The organism is Tellurirhabdus rosea (assembly GCF_026278345.1).
GTDB classification, from domain to species: domain Bacteria; phylum Bacteroidota; class Bacteroidia; order Cytophagales; family Spirosomataceae; genus Tellurirhabdus; species Tellurirhabdus rosea.
The window spans coordinates 85,825-105,593 of record NZ_CP111085.1 but is presented as its reverse complement, the minus strand read 5'-3'; the positions used below and the strand labels follow the sequence as shown (position 1 = coordinate 105,593).

The 19,769-nt window shown below is 58.3% G+C and carries 11 protein-coding genes and 1 tRNA gene; 4 read left to right on the top strand and 8 right to left on the bottom strand.

The genetic code is table 11. From position 1 onward, the window contains the following. Positions 1 to 9 precede the first annotated feature (9 nt). The gene (locus ORG26_RS00430; protein WP_266366307.1) at positions 10 to 1,005 is read left to right on the top strand and encodes a hypothetical protein; all 996 of its coding nucleotides are present in this window, start codon (positions 10 to 12) and stop codon (positions 1,003 to 1,005) included. Here ORG26_RS00430 and ORG26_RS00425 read toward each other — a convergent pair. Then, entirely contained in the window at positions 954 to 2,975 is a 2,022-nt protein-coding gene (locus ORG26_RS00425; RefSeq protein WP_266366305.1) for a thioredoxin domain-containing protein, read from the bottom strand. The genes ORG26_RS00430 and ORG26_RS00425 overlap by 52 nt on opposite strands. Before the next feature lie 115 nt (positions 2,976 to 3,090). Continuing rightward, positions 3,091 to 4,755: a T9SS type A sorting domain-containing protein gene (locus tag ORG26_RS00420; protein WP_266366303.1), complete on the bottom strand. Its 1,665-nt coding sequence runs from the start codon at positions 4,753 to 4,755 to the stop codon at positions 3,091 to 3,093. Positions 4,756 to 4,854: 99 nt separating this feature from the next. Here ORG26_RS00420 and ORG26_RS00415 point away from each other — a divergent pair, with 99 nt between their 5' ends. Next, complete coding sequence (locus tag ORG26_RS00415) at positions 4,855 to 5,292, top strand: hypothetical protein (protein ID WP_266366301.1); 438 nt, start codon at positions 4,855 to 4,857, stop codon at positions 5,290 to 5,292. Between the two features lie 240 nt (positions 5,293 to 5,532). Here ORG26_RS00415 and ORG26_RS00410 read toward each other — a convergent pair whose 3' ends face one another. From ORG26_RS00410 to ORG26_RS00395, 4 genes are all read right to left on the bottom strand, one after another. Further along, complete coding sequence (locus tag ORG26_RS00410) at positions 5,533 to 5,961, bottom strand: hypothetical protein (protein WP_266366299.1); 429 nt, start codon at positions 5,959 to 5,961, stop codon at positions 5,533 to 5,535. Between the two features lie 195 nt (positions 5,962 to 6,156). Continuing rightward, positions 6,157 to 8,061, bottom strand: a complete 1,905-nt coding sequence (locus tag ORG26_RS00405; RefSeq protein ID WP_266366297.1) for a PAS domain-containing sensor histidine kinase — start codon at positions 8,059 to 8,061, stop codon at positions 6,157 to 6,159. 156 nt (positions 8,062 to 8,217) lie between these two features. Continuing rightward, positions 8,218 to 8,295: transfer RNA gene (locus ORG26_RS00400), tRNA-Val, on the bottom strand. Between the two features lie 65 nt (positions 8,296 to 8,360). Then, positions 8,361 to 9,671 (bottom strand): MFS transporter, encoded by a 1,311-nt coding sequence (locus tag ORG26_RS00395; RefSeq protein ID WP_266366295.1) that lies wholly within the window; start codon positions 9,669 to 9,671, stop codon positions 8,361 to 8,363. Positions 9,672 to 9,777: 106 nt separating this feature from the next. Here ORG26_RS00395 and ORG26_RS00390 point away from each other — a divergent pair, with 106 nt between their 5' ends. Both ORG26_RS00390 and tamL read left to right on the top strand, forming a co-directional pair. After that, positions 9,778 to 14,901 carry a translocation/assembly module TamB domain-containing protein gene (locus ORG26_RS00390; protein ID WP_266366293.1) on the top strand — a complete coding sequence of 1,708 codons (5,124 nt, stop codon included), beginning with the start codon at positions 9,778 to 9,780 and terminating at the stop codon, positions 14,899 to 14,901. Continuing rightward, entirely contained in the window at positions 14,898 to 17,306 is a 2,409-nt protein-coding gene (gene tamL, locus ORG26_RS00385) for a translocation and assembly module lipoprotein TamL (protein WP_266366291.1), read from the top strand. The genes ORG26_RS00390 and tamL overlap by 4 nt, the downstream gene beginning before the upstream one ends. A gap of 92 nt (positions 17,307 to 17,398) precedes the next feature. On the opposite strand, the gene ORG26_RS00380 is transcribed toward tamL, so the two are convergent. Beyond that, positions 17,399 to 19,252, bottom strand: coding sequence for an outer membrane protein assembly factor BamB family protein (locus ORG26_RS00380; protein WP_266366289.1), 1,854 nt, complete (start codon positions 19,250 to 19,252; stop codon positions 17,399 to 17,401). A 63-nt stretch (positions 19,253 to 19,315) separates the two neighbouring features. Beyond that, positions 19,316 to 19,765 (bottom strand): GNAT family N-acetyltransferase, encoded by a 450-nt coding sequence (locus tag ORG26_RS00375; RefSeq protein ID WP_266366287.1) that lies wholly within the window; start codon positions 19,763 to 19,765, stop codon positions 19,316 to 19,318. Positions 19,766 to 19,769 lie beyond the last annotated feature (4 nt).

The following is a 19,769-nucleotide window of genomic DNA, read 5'->3' as shown; positions in this document are numbered from 1 at the left end:
GTACCCGGTATGAAATACGATTCTTTGCAACACTACCGCCGCTTTGCCGCAAAACTGGCCCTGTTTCTGGCAATTCTGCTGGGCATGGACTTTGGCGCGGGCTACCTGATGGAACGGCTTTACCGGAACCAGCACCGGAGCCTGTATTATCATTCCAATTACGCTTTTCGGGAGGCCAAAGCGGACCTGGTCTTCTTTGGTTCCTCGCGCTCAAGGCGGCATTACGACACGATGCTGTTTGAACGGGAACTGGGCCTGTCGGCCTACAATGCGGGGCGCGACGGGAGCTACATTCCGTACCATTATGCCGTCCTGAAAAGCATGCTGAGCCGTTCGAAGCCAAAACTCATCGTCCTCGACCTGCTGTGTGATGAATTTGTCAAAACCCCGGCGATGTTCCAGCGACTGTCGTCCCTGCTGCCGTACTACCGGAGCACGCCCGCCGTGCGGCCGCTGGTCGAAATGCGCGGACCGTTTGAAAAACTGAAGCTGCTTTCGCGGACGTATCCGTATAACTCCATGATGCTGACGCTGGTGGCCGGAGCATGGGAAAGTCCGGACTTCGCCGTCCGCTCGAAAGGGTACGACCCCCTGCACCGCGACTGTGTGTCGCCGCTGACGGAGTTGAATGCCTACGACCACTCTGCTGATCTGGATTCGGTGTCCGTTGCCCTGTACAAATCGTTTCTGACCGAAGCCAAAAGCCAGGGCGCTCAGGTGGTCGTGGTCGTTTCGCCGATCTATCGCCTTGTCCGTCCGACGCCGACGATGAAACTGGCCCAAAAAATAGCGGCGGAAGCAGGCGTGCCTTTCCTGGATTACACTCAGGAGACCACCTACCTCCGCCACCGGAATTATTTCCACGACGTCAACCACCTGAACCTGCGGGGCTCCCGAATCTTCTCCGGAGAGGTGGTCAATCGGCTTCGTTTACTCGAAAAATCGGGCAGCGGTCAGGCTTCCAGCGACGCAATGGCCTTTTCGACCTCCGTTACGGGCAACTGACAGGTTCGGTTGTAACAGACATAAATGGCCGTCTGGCCGTTGATGGGCGTGCGTTGTTCCAGCAGGGGCAGCGCACTTTCCGTTTTGGTACCGGCCAGCACTTTGTTGGGATGAAAACCCGCCTCATCGACCTGCTGCCGGATTGCCTGTGCCTCGGGACCCACAATAGCAATTTCGGCCGTCGGCTGAACCCGCAGCGCGTAGAGGGCGGCCCAGTGCGTCAGGTAATCGGCGTTCTGGGCCAGCAGGTGCTGCACCCGGCCCATCATGGCATCCAGCCGTTCGGTGTAGTCGGGGCGGTCGAGCAGCAGACTGAGGGTGTACAGGTTGTGGGCCATCATGGAGTTGGAGGCCGGAATGACGTTGTCGAACACTTCTTTCCGGCGGGCAATGAGGGCTTCGCCGGTTTCGTCGGTGAAGAAAAACAGCCGGTCTTCGCCGTCCCAGAAATGGTCGAGCGTGTAGCGGGCCAGCCGGTCGGCTTCGATGAGCCATTCTTCGGCAAACGTCGCCTGGTACAGCGCCAGATACCCGTCGATGACCGCGGCATAGTCTTCCAGATAGGCCGTGAGGGTCGCCCGTCCGGCTTTATAGGAGTGCCACAGGCGGCCGGTCTCGCGGTCGGTCAGTCGGGTGCGCAGGAAACGCGCGTTGGCTTCGGCCAGTTCGAGAAACGACGTTTCGCCAAACACCCGGTAGGCCGTCACCAGCCCTTTCAGCATGAGGCCATTCCACGAACACAGGATTTTGTCGTCCAGACCGGGGCGAATGCGCGTCTCCCGGACGGCCATCAGGCTGCGGTGCGCCGTTTCGAGTTTCTGGGTAAACTGCTCGGTGGTCATGCCCCAGCCGGTGGCAAATTCGGGGTCTTCCTCGGTCCGGTGCAGGATGTTGCGGCCGTGTTCCCAGTTGCCGCTGTCGGTAATGGCGTAAAACTCGGCAAACCAGGGGTAGTCGTCGCCCAGCAGTTCGCGGAGTTCGGGCGTGGTCCAGGTGTAGAACTTCCCTTCTTCGCCTTCGCTGTCGGCATCCAGCGCCGAGTAGAACCCGCCTTCCTCGCTGGTGAGTTCGCGGCGGACAAAGTCGATGGTCTGGTAGACCGTTTTGCGGTACAAATCGCTATTGGTCAGGCTGTAGGCTTCGGCGTAGAGCGTCAGCAACTGCCCGTTGTCGTAGAGCATTTTTTCAAAATGGGGCGCAAACCATTCGTCGTCCACCGAATACCGGGCAAAGCCGCCGCCGAGCTGGTCGTAGATGCCGCCGAGAGCCATCCGGTTCAGCGTGTGTTTGATGTGGCGGAGAATGTCTTCGGCTTTGGTCAGGTGGTGGTAGCGCAGCAGGAAGCCGTAAATGCTCGGCATCGGAAATTTGGGCGCTTTCCGCGGTCCGCCTTTTTCGGCATCGAACGATTTTTTGAGGCCCGCGACCATCTCGTCGAGGGCTTCCTGCGTGAAGGCGGGGGCCTCGTCCTTGAGGTAATACTGCTCGGTGACGCTCATGTTCAGGTGGCGGGCAAAGCCGTCGGCCGATTCGTCGAGCTGGTCAAAATGCTGTTCGAAGGCGTTGCGGACGCTGTCGAGCAGGTTGACCCAGTTGCGGGGCGGCACGTAGGTAACGCCGTAGAAGGGCCGGGCGTCGGGCATCAGAAAGACGTTGAGCGGCCAGCCGCCATGCACGCCCATCGCCTGCACGGACTCCATGTAAATGGCGTCCACATCGGGCCGCTCCTCGCGGTCCACCTTGATGCAGACAAAATGCTGGTTCATGACCTCAGCGATATCCGCTTTTTCGAAGGACTCCCGTTCCATGACGTGGCACCAGTGACAGGCCGAATAGCCGATGCTGACCAGAATAGGCTTGTTTTCTTCTTTGGCTTTCTGCAGCGCTTCCGGCCCCCAGGCGTACCAATCGACGGGGTTATGGGCATGCTGAAGCAGATAAGGACTGGTTTCGTTCGCGAGACGATTCATGGGAATGGTTGAATAGGTGGATTTTGAATGATTGAATTTTGAATATTGAATGATTGGCTTCGCCAGTCTAATCACTGCGGAGCCAATCATTCAATATTCAATATTCAAAATTCAATCATTCAATCATTAATTTCTCCTGCACCGCCGTTTTCCCATCCAGCAGCCGGACGATGTAGAGGCCGGCGGGGAGGGAGGCGGTGTCCAAATCTAACCGCATTCGGCCGGGAGAAGTTTGAAGGGACTGCTGTTTTACCAATCGACCGGTCACGTCGAGGAGTTGCACGTCGACGGTCCCGGAGCCGAGGGCATTGAAGGTCAGGGTCGTTTTGGTCAGGGCCGGATTGGGCGAAATCGTCAGGCCGGAGAGCGGGGCCGGTTCGAGGCCGGTCAGCGACAGGTCGTACTGGCAGAGGTACACTTCCCGCCCCGTCAGCGTGATGGTGGTTGACCAGTTTTTGTAGGAAACCTCCACCGTCGTCTGGGCCCCGTCGGCGGCGTAGGGGTTCTGGGCGGCGATGAGCAGTTTGTTAGCCTTAAACACACCCCGCCAGACCGGCAGATGTTTGTCCATCAGGTCGCGGGCGGGAGTGGCGATAACCAGCTCGTAGGTGCCTTCGAACATGTCCGCGAATTTCGACAGCCGGTACAGGCCGTGGATGAAGTGTTCGTAGGCCGCCATCGGCCGCTCGGCATCCCGGAAGTTGGGCACCTCCCAGAGCCACAGCCCTCTGGCGCCCGAGAAGAACGGAAAAATGGCCGTTGCCTCCGCCATGAACGGCTGGATGAATTTCGGATGGGAGCCGCAGCAGTCGTGGTACCGCATCCAGACAATTGGCCAGACGGGTTTCTGGCTCCACGCCCGGTTGGCCTCCACCTGAAAAAGCAGGTACGCCAGATAGTCGGGAGCCAGCGGACTCGGGTAATCGTAGTAGTAGTAGCCCGAAGGCTGCAGAAAATCAAGCTGTTCCGCAAACGGCCCACCCGGCTGACCGGTGGCGGGGTCGCGGAAGAGGAAACTGGTCCGGGCGACGTTGGTACTCCAGTCCTGCCAGGTGTTGCCGACCACGTTCAGGTACGTGTTGCGGATAGGAACATCGCTGTAGGACGTGACCCGGACGTTCGAGAAGTCGGCGCGCTCGCGCAGGTAGCGGACGGCATCGGCGTAGAGCGTGGTCATGTCCCGTTTGTAGCGTTCCAGAAACTGGGCGTCGGGCAGTTGCCGGAGGTCGGCGGGCGTTTGGGTATTGGTTTTCAGGCGGAGAATCTGGGCGTCGGTTTCCAGCACCCGTTCAATATCGACCATCAGGACCGTAAAGCCCGGCACCCATTTGCCCGCCGCGTTCTGACCGGCGGAATGGTCGCGGAGCCACTGGTCCCATTTGGCCCGGTACGCGTTCAGGTCGTTGCCCCAGGGGCTTTCCAGCGTTTCCCAGGGTTGGTTGAGGCCGTAGGCCAGTCCGTAAAATTCGATGGCCTGACGGGCGGGCGTCATCTGCGGACCTTCGTCGGGTCTCACCACGGTCAGGTGCGAAAAACCGTGGCGCAGCGGCTCCAGGGCCGGTTCGTTGAGGCGGGGGCCGCCGTACACAACCGGGAAGGGCAGCCGGAATTCCGGGAATTTCTGCCAGCCGATGGCATTGGGCGTAGTAGCGGGCTGAAAATTGAGGCGGTCGGAGCAAAGGGTACTCTGGGCGGTGGCCGACGTTGCGTTACAGACCACAACGAATGCAACAAAACGAACGCAGCGTTTGATAATCTCCCCGGCCTTCATGGATGACATTTTGTTCAAATATACTACATTCGTGTCGTTATTGTTTACGACTCCCTCACACAATCCGAAGCAATTCTTCGTTACTTACCCAGACGAATACTCATGTTTATGAAACAGTACACCCTGCTTTTTTTGACCATCCTTCTGCTGGGCGTGGTTGCCGGCTGCAAAAAAACGGAAGTTGACAGCGACCCCAAATCCCTGCTGGTTGCCAATAGCTGGAAGTTGAACCGGATTACCGACGTACAGGGCCAGACCATTGCCAACTCGCGTCTGGGCATCGAGACGCAGGCCATTTTCGGGCTGGACATTCAGTTTCGGGAAAACAACGTGACCCGCGCTACCGACCGGGTGACGAAACAGATCATCAACGGCGGGACGTGGTTTCTGACCGAAGACGCCAAAGCCATCGACATCGAAATCAGCCAGTTTAAAGGCCGTTTCGAACTGGTTGAACTTTCGCGCGGGAAGCTCGTCCTCCGCAACCGCGTTCCCGTCTCCGGAACCCAGCAGGACGCCAACATGGAATTTGTGCCGTCGCTGTAAGGAAAGAAAATAAGAAAACAGCGCCTGTCTCCCGTTCTTGGAGGCAAGGCGCTGTATTTTCTGTTTTGAAGTGCTTTAATGCCTGTTATGTAGCTGAAAGGTAATGGAAGTATCACCAGAACTGATCGTCTATCTCTTGACTAGCTTTTTTCCATAACTATTGACTCGGCCGTTAGTTGTTCCTTTGGCCCTAATCATTTCCATTAACATTTCACCCAAGCTTTCAGATCAAAGCTAAGTTCACTTACTTGGATTGCTTTGAAGTTTTCCGTAGCTGTTATTGTAGCTTTTTCCTTCTTTAGGATAGGTAAATTTTAAGGCTGACCAGATCGCATCTACACTTAAACATTTACTCTCGACTAATCCTTTGGCGTAACCTATTTCAATAACTTTGGCAAGTGTCAAATCAGTGCCTTTTTGGTTGCCTTTGGGCCATGACACCCAAAGCGCACCCGTTTGTTTCAAACAATCCTTCGCCTTGGGTAACTGCTCATGGAGCACAGCCTGACTATTGGCGAACAGGTGAATGTAATCAAAATCGCCCTCAAGCTTAGTTCCGAACTCAAGATCCGGCAGTTCAATAGCTTGAAGAATCTCAGCGGGTGCGTTGATGAGTATAGCACGGCTCCCCGGCTTAATGCCCATTTTTTCTGACACTGATTTGGTCATAATTAGCAAACACTTCTTAATGAATAATCGGCTTAATTATACTGAATCACCAAAGTACTTATAATAGTCAGATCGGTATACTTAAAGCGATGTATTACTCAGTCAATGGAATGGTTGCCTAACTCAAGCCTTTGACTTCGTAGATCTCTGCCAGCGTTAGACTAATACGTTGTCAGACAGTTTTCCCGGCCTCCTTCACTTCACCGGCAGATACACCGTAAAGGCCGAACCGACGCCGATTTCGCTGCGGACGGTGATGCTGCCCCGGTGGTTGTCCACCACTTTCCGGACGATGGCCAGGCCGATGCCCGTGCCGGGGTACTGGCTGCGGTTATGCAGGCGGTGAAATGCCAGAAAAATGCGTTCCCGGTATTTTTCGTTGAAGCCGATGCCGTTGTCCGCGACGGTAATCGCGTGATAGGTTTCCTTCAGGTTCTGCAGCGTGGTAATTTCGGTTTCGATGGCCGGCACCACCCGGGCCGTGACGGTAATCTGCGGCCGCACGTCGGTGCGGCTGAATTTGAGGGCGTTGCTCAGTAGATTCTGAAACAGGAGCCGCACCTGGAGCGCATCGCCTTTCACCTCCGGCAGCGAAAGCAGAAGGATTTCGGCGTTCTTGTCCTGAATGGCGGTCTCCAGGTCGATCAGAACATCCTGCAACAGCGTATTCAGGTTCACCGGCCGGAACGGCTCTTTCTGCGTGGCCAGCCGGGAAAACGTGAGCAGGTCACGGATGAGGGTCTGCATCCGGTCGGCCGACCGTTGCATGCGGGTAATCATGTCCGCCGCCTGAAACGAAAGCTCGGGCGCAAACTCGTGGGTCAGCACTTCGGCAAACGACTGGATTTTGCGCAGCGGCTCCTGCAAATCATGGGAAGCGATGTAGGCAAACTGTTCGAGGTTTTCGTTCGACCGGCGCAGTTCCTCCAGCAGGGCCTCGCGCTGCTCTTCGGCCCGGTGCGATTCCGTTTTGTCGAGCAGCGTCAGCACAATGCCGTCGTTGCGCTTGACCACCGTCACGTCATACCAGCCATTCAGCCGGTCGTGGTTGTATTTAAGCTCAAACCGTTCGGGAACGCCGGTATCGACCACGCGGACGTAGCGCTCGAACAGGCCGTATTCTTTCACGGACGGAAAAAATTCGAGCATGGTATGGCCGATCAGTTCTTCATCGCTGCGTCCGATCCGCTGCCGGTTGACGGCATTCTGGACAATGTAGCGGAAGTTCACCACCTGCCCGGATTCATCCCGCACCGCATCGAAGCCGATGATGGCGCTCTGGGACCCGTCGAGGACGCTGCGGAGCAGGTCGGCGGTTTGCTGGATGCGCAGCCCGGCCTGCTTGGCCGCACTGATGTCGATAAAATTGGCCACCACGCCGTCGCCCCAGGTCCGCAGCGACACATCAAACCAGGCTTCTCCGCCTTCGTAGGGGCAGTATTGTTCGAACCGCTGGGGCTGCCCCGTTTCCAGGGCCAGCACGTAGTATTTCCAGGTGTTGAACTCCCGGATGGTCGGGAAAATCGACAGCAGCGAAAGGCCGACCAGCCCTTCGCCGCGGGTGCCCATCAGCCCGCCCAGCGCCTCGTTGGCGAGGGTGAGTTCAAAATCCGTCAGCGTCCCGTCCGCCCCGCGAACAGCCCGCGCCGCGAAGATGCCCGTCAGCGACGTATTCAGCACTTCGGTCAGCAGCAGTTCCCGGCTCTTCTTCTCGGTCACGTCCACAAACGTGACGATCACAAACTGCTGAAAGGCCGTGGTGGAGGTTTCGAACCAGCCGACGCGTTTCTGGTAGTAATAGGTATGCTGCCATTCGAAGTAATCGGGGCGGCCGGTTTGCAGCGTCGTTTTCATGCGCTGAAACACATCGCCCTGGATCATGCCGGGGAAGAGGACGCTCATCCTGGTCCCGATGATGCGGTCGGACGGCATCCGGGCCATGTCGAGGGCCGCCTGATTGGCCATGACAATCTGAAAATCAGCTACCTCAAGGTTGTTATCATAGAGCGCTTCAAGCACGACCACGCAGGAAAGGGAGCCCTGCAGGACGCATTGAAGGAGTTCGCGGGAGTAAGAATCAAGACCTGGTTTACCCGTCATAAGAACGGAAGAAAATAGGGGTGCAAGGGAAAACGGAAAACCGAACGTGAAAAATACAGAATGTGCCGGGAATAGTTTATCGAACTAACCGGGAAGTTAGTGTACGGGATAACGCCCAAAAAAAAGCCCGATTTCGGGGAGAAATCGGGGCAGGTCTGGTAGGATGTAGCGGGCTCGAACCGCTGACCTCCGCCCTGTCAAGGCGGCGCTCTGAACCAACTGAGCTAACATCCTGTGTACCGACGGATCCGGCAGAAAACCGGCCAAATCCGTGTTTGGTGGCACAAAAGTAGACAAATTCAGGAAGACTGCAAGCGCACGCCGTAAACTTTTTGAGAAGGAATGCGCCACAAAAGCAGCAGACCGGCCACAAACAGGACCAGCAACGCCAGGATGCTGTTGCGCATGCTGCCCGTAACCTGCTCAATCAGACCATATACCGCCGTGCCGAGCACGATGGACATTTTCTCTGTCACGTCGTAAAAGCTGAAATAAGAAGCCGTGTCGTGCGTCGTTTCGGGAATTAATTTTGAATACGTCGAGCGGGAAAGGGACTGTACGCCGCCCATCACCAGCCCCACGACCGTCGCCAGGGCGTAAAACTGGTACTCCGTCGTCAGGTAGTACGCGCCGGTGCAGATGCCGATCCAGATGAAAACCGCCACCATCAGCGCGTAAATATTACCGACCCGCTCCGACAGCCGGGCGAAAAAGCTCGCCCCCGCGATGGCTACCAGCTGAATCAGCAGGATGGTCACAATGAGGCTCTGCGAAGGCAGCTTCAGCTCGTCGCTGCCGAAAATGGTGGCGATGTACATGACCGTCTGCACGCCCATGTTGTAGATAAAAAACGCCACCAGAAAGCGCTTGAGCAGTTTGTGGTGCTGCACTTCCCGAAACACCTTTTTCAGTTCGCGGAAGCCGTTGAACAGCCAGCGGTTGTCGCCCTGGGGCCGGTCGGGCCGGACGGGGTCGGGCAGGAGGCGGAAGGGAATCTGGGCGAAACCGATCCACCAGAGGCTCACGGTCAGAAACGAAATCCGCGACGCCTGACCCCCCGAAAGACCGCCGTACCATTGCGGAAACAGCAGCATGGTCAGGTTGAAGACCAGCAGCAGCACGCTGCCGACGTAGCCCATCGAAAAGCCCCGCGCGCTGACCCGGTCGAAGCGGTCTTCCGTGGCGATTTCGGGCAGGTAGGAATTGTAAAACACGATGCTGCCGCTCCAGCCGATGAGGCTCAGCACAAAGCAGAAAACGGCAAACGTGGTCGTTTCCCGGGTGAAGAAATACAGCAGTCCGCAGCTGACAGAGCCGAGGTAGCAGAAAAATTTCATGAACGCCTTTTTCTGCCCGCTGTAATCGGCGATGGCGGTGGAGAACGGACTCAACAGGGCCACGATCAGGAACGAAACCGAAACGGCATAGGAGAACAGAACGGTGTTTTTGACCGAAAATCCGAGAAAATCGATTACCGGTCCGCCCGCTTCGTTGAGGGCCGTGGCGCTGAAATAAACGGGGAAAATGCTGGAAACGATGACCAGCGAGTGGACGGAATTGGCCCAGTCGTACAGGCACCAGGCGTTCAGAACGCGGGGATTGTTTTTCATTTTTATAAAGACCAGAATGAATTGGGGCTTTGGACAGCGGCGCCGCAACCTGGGGCGGAAAATAGGAAATTATCTCCATTTGTAACATAAAGCGGCGTTTGCCCGTTTGCCAAGCAACGAAAAGTGCCGGAACCTGCCTACCCAACCGCTGTTCCGGACGTTACACCAGGACGCATCGGAAGTCGTGAACAGATACCTGCTTTATATTCTCTATTTCTTTCTGGCGCTTATTATTCTGATAGCCGCCTTTGTCGGCGTAGTTACCGTGACACCCTGGGGCCAGACGCTGGTGACCCGGCAGGTCAACCGCTACCTCGCCAAAAAACTCCAGTCGCCGTTCCGGATCGGCCGCATTGCGTACCGCCTGCCCGACTGGATCGAACTGAACGACGTGCTCTTCATCACGCCCAAAGGCGACACGCTGCTTTCGGGCCAGCGGCTGTACGTCAACATGGATATGCTCGGGCTGCTGCAAAGCCGGATTGCGATCAACGAAGTGGAACTGGATAAGGTCCGGCTGAATGTCAATCGCCTGAAAGCCAGCCCAAACGACCAATCGCCGGACTTTAATTTTCAGTACATCATCGATGCCTTCGACACGGGAGCCCCGCCCAAGCCGCAGGATACCACGGCCGCCCCGCTGGACATCAGCCTGACGGCGGCCCTGCTCAAAGACGTTCGCATCCGGTACCACGACGACGTGGTGGGCATGGAACTGAACACCTACCTCGACAGCCTGCGGACGACCTTCGACAAAACGAACCTGAACCGTTCGCAGTTTCACCTCAACGAGGCCACCATCGACGGGCTGGCGGCGAATGTCCGCCTGTACGAAGGCATCGACAACCCGGCGGATTCGGCGGCCAAAGCGGCGGTCGGGGATACGCTCGACCTCGGACTGGGCTCCTGGAAAATCCGGCGCTCGCGCTGGGACGTACGCATCGAAACGATGGATTTTACCACCAAAGGCGCCATCGGCTACCTCGGGCTGGAGTCCGATTATTTTTACCTGAACGGCCAGCGGCTGGGGCTGCGGTCCTTCACGCTCCAGAACTCGGACCTCAACGCCACCTTTGACAAAAAGACCCGCAAGAACGAACCGGACCCCGTCGGACCCGAAGGCAACGAAGGCCACAACTGGCAAGTGCTGGTCCGCCGCGCCAGTCTGGCCGGGAACCGCATCCGCTACTCCGACAAAAACCAGCCGGTGCAGAAATCCGGTCTGGACTACTACAACCTCGACATTCAGAACCTCGGCCTGCAGGGGCAGAATCTGGCGTATAGCCCCCAGCGTATTGCCGGGAACATCCGGCAGGGGCATTTCTCCGAACGGAGCGGTTTCGTGATGCAGCGGCTGGACGTGGATGCGCAGTACGGCGAAAAAATGACGTCGCTCACCAACCTCTATGTGCAGACGGGCAAATCCATTCTCCGCGACGGGCTGGTGATTCGCTACGATTCGCTGGCGCAGCTCGAACGGGCCGACAATCCGCGGGTGGCCGAGCGCATCCGGGTGCAGATGAACCTGCGGCAAAGTGCGCTGGCCGTGTCGGATGTGCTGCAGCTGGCTCCGTTTCTGGCCGATACGCCGCCGTTTGCCGGAAACCGCGACGCCTACATCCGGTTCAACACCCGGGCATCGGGCACGTTGGCCAACCTGTCGATTCCGGTGTTTGAAATGGCCGCCTTTTCCGGTACCCGGCTGGTGGCGCGCGGCCAGCTCCGCAACGTGGCCAATCCTGAGCTTTTTGGGGTGAACATGACCATTCTGGATGCGGCCACCAACCGGAGCGACCTCGCCAAGATGCTGCCGGCCGGTACGCTGCCCGAGTCGTTTCGGCTGCCGCCCCGGTTCCGGATGGCGGGTCGGTTGACGGGCACCTTGAACAATCTGGACGCCGACGCCCGCCTGCAAACCGACTGGGGAACGGCGGCGTTCGACGGACGGCTGGCGAACTTTGTGACGGGCCGGAACCAGCGCTATCAGGGTACGCTCAATTTGCAGGACTTCAACGCCGGGCGTTTCATCGGGCAGGAGGCACAGGTTGGCGAAATCAGCGGACAGGCCACGTTCAACGGGACGGGCATCGACCCCAAATCTGCCAACGCCACCTTTGCGGTCAACCTGACGGAGGCCGTGCTGAACCGGTATCGGTACCAGCGGTTCAACGCCCAGGGCCAGTACGTGCGGGGCAATCTGGCACTGCGGGGTTCGCTCGACGACCCGAACGCCCGGATTGTGGTGGACACCCGCGTGGACTTGCAGACGGAATATCCGGCCCTGGACGGAACCGTGGACATCAACGAACTGAACCTCCAGCCGCTGGGCTTCTACAACGAGCCGCTGAGCGTCAAAGGCCGGTTTATTCTCGATTTCCAATCGACCAATCCGACCCTGCCCGACGGCCAGCTCATTGCCCGCGAGACGGTGGTTTCCTACAAAAACAAAACGTATCCGATTGATTCGCTGTACCTGCTGGCCCGCACCGCCGGAGCGGAGAAGATCCTGCGCGCCCGCGTTCCGTTCGGGCAGATCGACGTGACGGGCAATTATGCCTACACGCGGCTGTACGACCTCATCGCCGGAGAAGTAAACCGGTATTTTACCATTCCGGACCTGAAATACAGCACGGTCAAGCCGCCGTACCACGCCAATATCGACGCCAAAATTCACAACCACCCGCTGTTGCAGGCTTTTGTGCCGAACCTGACCCGGATGGATACGGTCCGCCTGGACGCTTACATCGACAACCGGCTGGACACGACGCTCATCGCCCACCTGACCACGGGCACCATCGAGTACGATACTTCGCTGGTGCAGAACGTGACGGTTAACCTGCTGGCCGTCAACAACCAGCTGACGATGGACAGCCGGGTGGCGGCCCTGCGCTATGGGGACTTCAACATCGGCACGACCGAACTGACCGGCAAGGCCGGAGCCAACCAGCTTGATTTCCGGCTGGTGAGCAAGGACTCGACGGGGCAGGATCGCCACGGCCTCGCCGGGCAGCTGGCGCTGAAAAACAGCAACTACCTGCTGCGCCTGAACGTAGACGGCCTGCTGACCAACTACCGCTACTGGCGGAGCGATACCACCGGCTTTATCCAGTACGGCAAAACGGGGCTGCTGGCCGACCGCTTCCAGCTTCAGTCGGGCGAGCAGCGGATTTTCGTCAACAGCACGGAGCCGCGTCCGAATGCGCCGGTGCGGGTGGAAATGCGGCAGATCGACCTGTCGGACATGGCCAAGCTGGCGAACCAGGACACGACGATGGCGAGCGGCACGCTGAACGGCGACGTCATTCTGAGCGATTATTTCACGAACCTGCGCTTTGTTGGCAACCTGTCGGTCGATAGCCTGCGGGTCATGCAGCAACCCATCGGAAACGTACGCGCCCGGTTTGAAGATGCCGACCGGCGCATCGGGGTCAATGCGACGGTTGCCGGACCTTACAACGACGCCGAGGTTCGGGGCTTTTACAACCCCACCAGCGAACCTGATGCCCTCGCTTTCCAGATCGCGCTGCGGCGGATCGACGCCCGGACCATCGAGGCGTTCAGCTTCGGCCAGCTGCGGGATGCCCGCGGCGAACTGCGCGGAAACATCGACGTGGCCGGACCGATTTCCTCCCCGCGCATCAACGGGCAGATGAATTTCGATTCGGTCGGGTTCAATCTGGCGCAGCTGAACGCTTATTACCTCATCAAGGATGAGACGCTGCGTTTCGACAATCAGGCCATTCGGTTTACCGACTTCAACATCCAGGACGCGCAGGGGCAGGTGCTGACGACCAACGGGACGGTTACGGTCAGCGACGTGCCCAACGTTTCCTACGACCTGCGGGTGGCGGCCAACAAGTTTCAGGTCCTGAATGCGGGCCGGAAAGACAACGATTATGTCTACGGAAACGCGGCCATCACCACCAGCCTGCGGATTCGGGGCAAAGGGGCTTCGCCTTCCGTTGTCGGGGATATCAAGCTGGAAGACAATAGCAAAGTGACGGTGGTAATGCCCGACCAGACCCCGGCGCTGAACGAGGCGCGGCAGACGGTGGTGTTCATCGACCGCAACGATACGCTGGCCCTGCGCAAATATTTGACCCGTCCGAAAGTCGATACGACCAACACCCGGATTCGCTTCGAAGAACTGGCCAATTCCAACATTTCGCTCAATATTGAGGCAAACGAAAAGTCGGAAATGAACATCATCATCGACGAACTGAACGGCGACAACCTGCGTGCCCGCGGCAACGCCCGCCTGACGGTCGGGATGAATTCTTCCGGCGACCTTACCCTGCTGGGCCGCTACGACGTGACGGAAGGGGAGTACGCCCTGACTTACCAGGTGCTCAAGCGGCAGTTCAAAATCAACAAAGGCAGTTCCATCGTCTGGACCGGCGACCCGCTGAAAGCCACGCTCGACATTGCGGCCATTTACGAGGCCAACGCCGCCCCGGAAAATCTGATTGCCAACGAATCGACCAGCCAGCTGACCCCGGCCTACCGGCAGAAGCTGCCCTTCAACGTCGTGCTGACCATGAAAGGGCTGCTGAGCGCCCCGCAGCTGGGCTTCGACATCCGGCTGCCCGAACAGCGGAACTTCATCGTCGAATCCAACGTGCTGTCGGATGTGGAAGACAAACTCCGCCTGCTCCGCCAGGACCAGTCGCAGATGAACAAGCAGGTTTTTGCGCTGCTCGTCCTGAATAATTTCATCGCCGAAAATTCGGCCAGCTTCTTCTCGGGCGGCGGCAGCAGCGGCAACAGCGCGGAACTGATTGCCCGCAACAGCGTCAGCAAAATCCTGTCCGAACAGCTGGAACGGTTTGCGTCGAACATCATCAAGGGTGTTGATTTCGATTTCAACCTGATGTCGCAGAACGCCTACACCAACACGACCTCGGGCACCCGCACAGACTTCAACGTGGGCCTGTCGAAGAGCTTCCTCGAAGGGCGGCTGACGGTGACCGTCGGGCGCAATTTCGTGCTGGAAAACAATACGGGCATCAACCGCAACCCGAACGAGGTCTTCGACAACGCTTCGCTGAACTACAACCTGTCCCGCGACGGCCGCTATGCCCTGCGTTTCTACCGCAACAACGCGTATCAGGCGTCCACCACGGCCACCCTGGAGGGCTACGTCATCGAAACGGGCGTCGGTTTTGTCATCACGGTGGACTACAATCTGCTGAGTGAGCTGTTCGGGAAAAAGAAGGAAGATACACTATGAACCCACGTTTTGATTCAGGCCGGACAGCGGCGGGGCCGAAAGGGCACCGGACCGCCGTGCTGAGCTTTTGCGGCATTCTTTTCGCCCTGTCTTCCTGCACCCTGAGCGGCAAACTGCCCCGGAATGAGAAGCTGTTTTACAGCTCGGAAATCCGGATGCAGACCGATTCGACCATCGGGAAAAAGGAGGCGTCCGGCCTGGAAACGATGCTGGAGGACATGGCCCGGCCCAAGCCCAACAAGCGGCTTCTGGGATTTCCGTTCAAGGTCTGGCTGTATTACATGGTGGGCGAACCCCGGCGGGAAAACGACTTCCGGAGCTGGTTCCGCCGCCGGTTCGGCGAACCCCCGGTTTTCGCCAGCGCCAAAGCCATTTCGTCCAACGCGCTTATTTTTGCGCAGCAGCTGGAAAACGAAGGCTACTTCCGTTCCACCGCCCGCGGCGGACTCGAACCGGGACCGAAAGAGTACTTCGAAAAGGCGGTTTATCAGGTAAACGTCCAGCCCCGTTATTACCTCGATTCGATTATCACGCTGACGACCGACACGACCCAGGCGGTGCAGAAGGCGCTGGGACAGGCCAATAAGAATTCGCTGCTGCGGGAGGAAAAACCGTACCGTTTTCCGGTCATTCAGGCCGAGCAGGAGCGGATCAGTTCGCTGCTGCGGCGTCAGGGCTTTTACTATTTCCAGCCCGATTACGTCGCGTTTCTGGCCGATACCAACTACGCAACCCGGAAAATGCGCCTGTACGTCGCCCTGAAACCGGACATGCCGGAGGCCGCCCGACTGCAATATTACATCCGTAATGTGTTCATTTACCCGAATTACACCCTGACCAGCAACCTCCAGACGCAGGCCGTCAACGATACGAACCGACGCCGGGCGGTCCCGTACGGAAGGCGGATTCTGGTGGTGGATTCGGCCGGGACGTATAATCCGAAGCTGTTCCGGGATGTGCTGAGCGTTCGGCCGGGCCGCCGCTATAACAGCCGGGCGCAGGACCTGACGCTGTCGCGGTTCATCAACCTCGGAACGTTTAAGTTTGTCCGTAACCGCTTTCAGCCGCTGACCGAAAACGACACGGCTTTTCTGGACGCGCACTATTATCTGACGCCCTATCCCAAGAAGTCGGCCCGGCTCGAACTGGCGGGGGTGACCAAGTCCAACAACCTGGCCGGGTCGCAGCTGACGCTGGGCTGGCGCAACCGCAACTCCCTGAACCGCGCCGAACTGCTGATTATCAACGCCAACGTTGGCATCGACTGGCTCATCGGCGGCGGCACCGACTCGGTGGGGCTGGCCAATTACCGCTACGGGCTCGAAACCACGCTTTCGTTTCCGCGGCTCGTTTCGCCCATTCGCTTCCGGTACGACCGTCGGCAGCTGCTGCCCAAAACCAATTTTACGCTCGGCTATGATGCCATCATCCGGCGCAACCTCTACACCCTGAACCAGTTCCGCGGCTCGATCAGTTACGCCTGGCAGAAGAACGCCAAAATCGAGCAGACCTTCCAGCCGCTGGGGGCTACCTATGTCCGGACGGGAAATTTTGGCCCCCTGTTCTTTGCCCTGTTTACGGACGCGGATACACTTAATTACAACGACGAGGAACTGGAAAACCTGCTGGCCTCGGACCAGTTGATCCTCAATTCGGTCTACAGTTTCAACTACAATTCCTCTCCCCGGACCGCGGGCCGCCACACCTTCCGGACGACCTTTAATGCCGAACCGGCGGGCAACCTCATCGGCGCACTGGCCCGCGATGAAGATGAAGATGGCAAAAAGACCCTGTTCGGCGTTCCCATTTCCCAGTACGTCCGGGTCGATGCCGACAACCGCTATTATTTCCGGATGTCGCCCCGCCTGACCTGGGCCAACCGGATCAACGTGGGAGTTGGGGTGCCTTACGGAAATTCCGAAAAGATGCCTTTCGTGAAGCAGTTCTTCGCCGGAGGCAGCACCAGCATCCGGGCGTTTCGGCCGCGGGGCGTCGGACCGGGTTCGTATACGCCCCGTCGGTCCAACCGGCGGGTGTTCCTTCAGGACGGCGGCGGGGACATCAAGGCCGAATTCAGCACCGAACTCCGGCCCCAGTTCAACAAGTATCTGCAGGGAGCCGTTTTTCTGGACGTCGGCAACGTGTGGATGTTCAAAGACACGCTGACGTTCGGCTCCGGTTCCGTTTTCGGGAAAGACTGGTACAAACAGCTGGCCGTCGGGGCGGGCGCGGGCATCCGGCTCGATTTTTCCTACTTCGTCTTCCGCCTCGACCTTGCTTTCCCGCTCAACAAACCCTTCCTGCCCGAAGGCGAACGCTGGGTCGGCGACAACATCCGCTTCGGCAACCGCGCCTGGCGGAGGGAGAACCTGATTCTGAACATCGCCGTAGGGTACCCGTTTTAGAATGACTGAATGTTGAATGATTGAATGACTAAATAGCTCCGCAGGGTCCAGATTAGCGGAGCTATTCAGTCATTCAGTCATTCAACATTCAGTCATTCAAAGCGCAGCGCCGCTACTTTCCCGTCCATCGTCGTCACCAGCACGCGGCGGCGCGAAAGGGGCTGGATGCGGTTGACCATGGCGTTGGAGAGTTTGTGGGCGAAGCGGATGCGGCGGGTCGATTTGTCGAGGCCGTAGATGACACCGTCGTCGGTAGGGACGAACACGACCCCGTCTTTTTCGGTGATGGGGGACGGGGAGATTTCGTAGCCGTACCGGCAGTTGACAAACCAGTCGGCCTGCATCTGGCCGGAGCGGGTGGACAGGGCGTAGACGCTGTCCTGCATGCACTTGATGTAAATGACCGACTTGTCTTCCGAAGCGCCGATGGATTCAAAGCCTTTATGCTGATTTGATTTCCAGATTTCGCGGCCGGTAGCGGCGTCGAGAGCCGTCACGGTGCGGTCGGGCGTTTGGATAAAGACGCGGTTGTGGGCCAGAATGGGCGTGCAGGCCGCCGGGGAGAAGTTGCGCAGCTTGCCGTTGGTCCATTTCCAGGCGAGCTTACCCGTGCTTTTGTCCAGCGCGTACAGCGTACTGCCCCACGAACCGAAATAGACACGCTGGTCGTCGGCCGTCGGGATGGATTCGACAAATTCGCTTACGCCGTCAAATTCCCAGAGTTTTGCTCCGTCTTTCAGGGAAAACGCCCGGAACTTCCCTTCCGAACTGCCGATATAAACCGTTTTTCCGTCTACCAGCGGGGAGGCCACGAGGGGGCGGCCGGTCGCCTGTTTCCAGATGACGTTGCCGTTCTTCCGGTTCAGGTAGTAAACCGTGCCGTCGGTCGAGGCGACCACCACGCCTTTTGAGGTCAGGTCCGGGGTGGCGTACACTTTGCCGCCGGTCTGAAACCGCCACCGGTCGCGGCCGGTTTCGGGGTCGAGAGCGACCACCTGTCCGTGGGTGTTGGGATAAACCGCCAGCCGCCGGTCGGCCACGATGCCCGCGCCGATGTCGCTGCTGTCCTGCTTCTCCCAGTCGGGCCGGACGTTCGGGTAGGTTTGGTTGAGGGCGTACGACGGGCGGGGGTGGCGCGTGTTGTCTTTGCTGAAATCGTGCTTCCGGAGAACTATCGTGTTCCAGACGGGCCTGGTCGTTAGGCCGGGCGTACGTTCCTCGAACCGCATCGTGTCGTTCTGAATTGTGACGAGGTTGTACCCGCCCACCGGATCGGTCGCCCGGAGGTTGGAGCGCCCCATGACGGCCGGGATGCCTTCAAAATTCATCGACCGGTTGCGGTGCCCGTGACCGCAGAAAGCCGCCTGCACGTTGACGCCCTTCAGCTCGTCGGTGAGCAGATACCAGTTCGCCAGCGATTCGTCGAGCGGGTAATGGTTCATGAAAATCAGGGGCTGGCCGGTCCGTTTCAGCGTTTCGAGTTCTTTTTTGACCCAAAGCACATCTTCCCGCGCCACCAGCCCGGGCGACATCCGCATGTTGGGGCCGCTGCCGCAGCCAACGAACCGGTATTTGCCCGCCGTGAACGCAAACCGTTCGGCCCCAAACACCTGCCGAAAGACGTTACAGCCGTTTTCGGACCATTTGGAATCGTGGTTCCCGGGAAAAACGTAATACGGATAAATCAGCTGGTCGAGGATGCGTTTGGTCTCCCGGAGTTCGGTTTCGGTGCCAAAGTCGGTGAGGTCGCCCGTGACCACCACAAACGCCAGTCCCGACTGGGTGTTGATGTCGGCGACGGTCCGCTGCAAATCTTCCGCGGCCGTGGCCGGAGCACCGATGTGCGTGTCGGTAACGAACGCAAAGCGGAGCGGCTGTTCGGACTGGGCTTTGGCAAAAAGGGCAAAAAGGGTCAGAAAGAAGAGTGGGATAGCAAATCGAATCATGCGGCAAACTTACGCCAAATCGGGCGAGGTTAGGGCCGGATAAAGCAGATTTTTGCGTTGCCGTCAGTCTTTCAGGGGATAGCTGAAGTGAAAAACCTTCATGGGAATGCCGCCCGTTGTCCGGTAAAATTCGATGGCGTGTTTGTCGATGGCTTCCGCCTGCACAAAGACCTCCCCGGCGCCGATCTGGTGGCAGTAGCGAAGTAATTCGTCTACCAGCTGCCGCCCGATTCCCTGCCGCTGAAAGTCGGGGATGATGGCCAGTTCGTATAGATACACATGCGGTTTGACCGGGTAATACTGCGGAAGCAGGTAAGCCGTCAGGCCGCCGACGACCTCCTGTTCGGCCTGGGCCACCAACGCGATAAAATCCTGCCGGGTCAACAGCTCTCCGAGCCGGGCAGGGTCCGGTGCGGAGAGCGGCTGTACCTCAAATACGTTTTCGAATACGTGAACGAGGGCTGTAAAATCATCCAGGTCCGAAACTTCCAGTTTTTTAATAGTTACAGCCATGTGC

Excerpts from the sequence above, each read along its gene's own strand:
- ORG26_RS00430 (WP_266366307.1), top strand. The coding sequence starts at position 10 with ATGAAATACGATTCTTTGCAACACTACCGCCGCTTTGCCGCAAAACTG.
- ORG26_RS00425 (WP_266366305.1), bottom strand. The coding sequence starts at position 2,975 with ATGAATCGTCTCGCGAACGAAACCAGTCCTTATCTGCTTCAGCATGCC.
- ORG26_RS00420 (WP_266366303.1), bottom strand. The coding sequence starts at position 4,755 with ATGTCATCCATGAAGGCCGGGGAGATTATCAAACGCTGCGTTCGTTTT.
- ORG26_RS00415 (WP_266366301.1), top strand. The coding sequence starts at position 4,855 with ATGAAACAGTACACCCTGCTTTTTTTGACCATCCTTCTGCTGGGCGTG.
- ORG26_RS00410 (WP_266366299.1), bottom strand. The coding sequence starts at position 5,961 with ATGACCAAATCAGTGTCAGAAAAAATGGGCATTAAGCCGGGGAGCCGT.
- ORG26_RS00405 (WP_266366297.1), bottom strand. The coding sequence starts at position 8,061 with ATGACGGGTAAACCAGGTCTTGATTCTTACTCCCGCGAACTCCTTCAA.
- ORG26_RS00395 (WP_266366295.1), bottom strand. The coding sequence starts at position 9,671 with ATGAAAAACAATCCCCGCGTTCTGAACGCCTGGTGCCTGTACGACTGG.
- tamL (WP_266366291.1), top strand. The coding sequence starts at position 14,898 with ATGAACCCACGTTTTGATTCAGGCCGGACAGCGGCGGGGCCGAAAGGG.
- ORG26_RS00380 (WP_266366289.1), bottom strand. The coding sequence starts at position 19,252 with ATGATTCGATTTGCTATCCCACTCTTCTTTCTGACCCTTTTTGCCCTT.
- ORG26_RS00375 (WP_266366287.1), bottom strand. The coding sequence starts at position 19,765 with ATGGCTGTAACTATTAAAAAACTGGAAGTTTCGGACCTGGATGATTTT.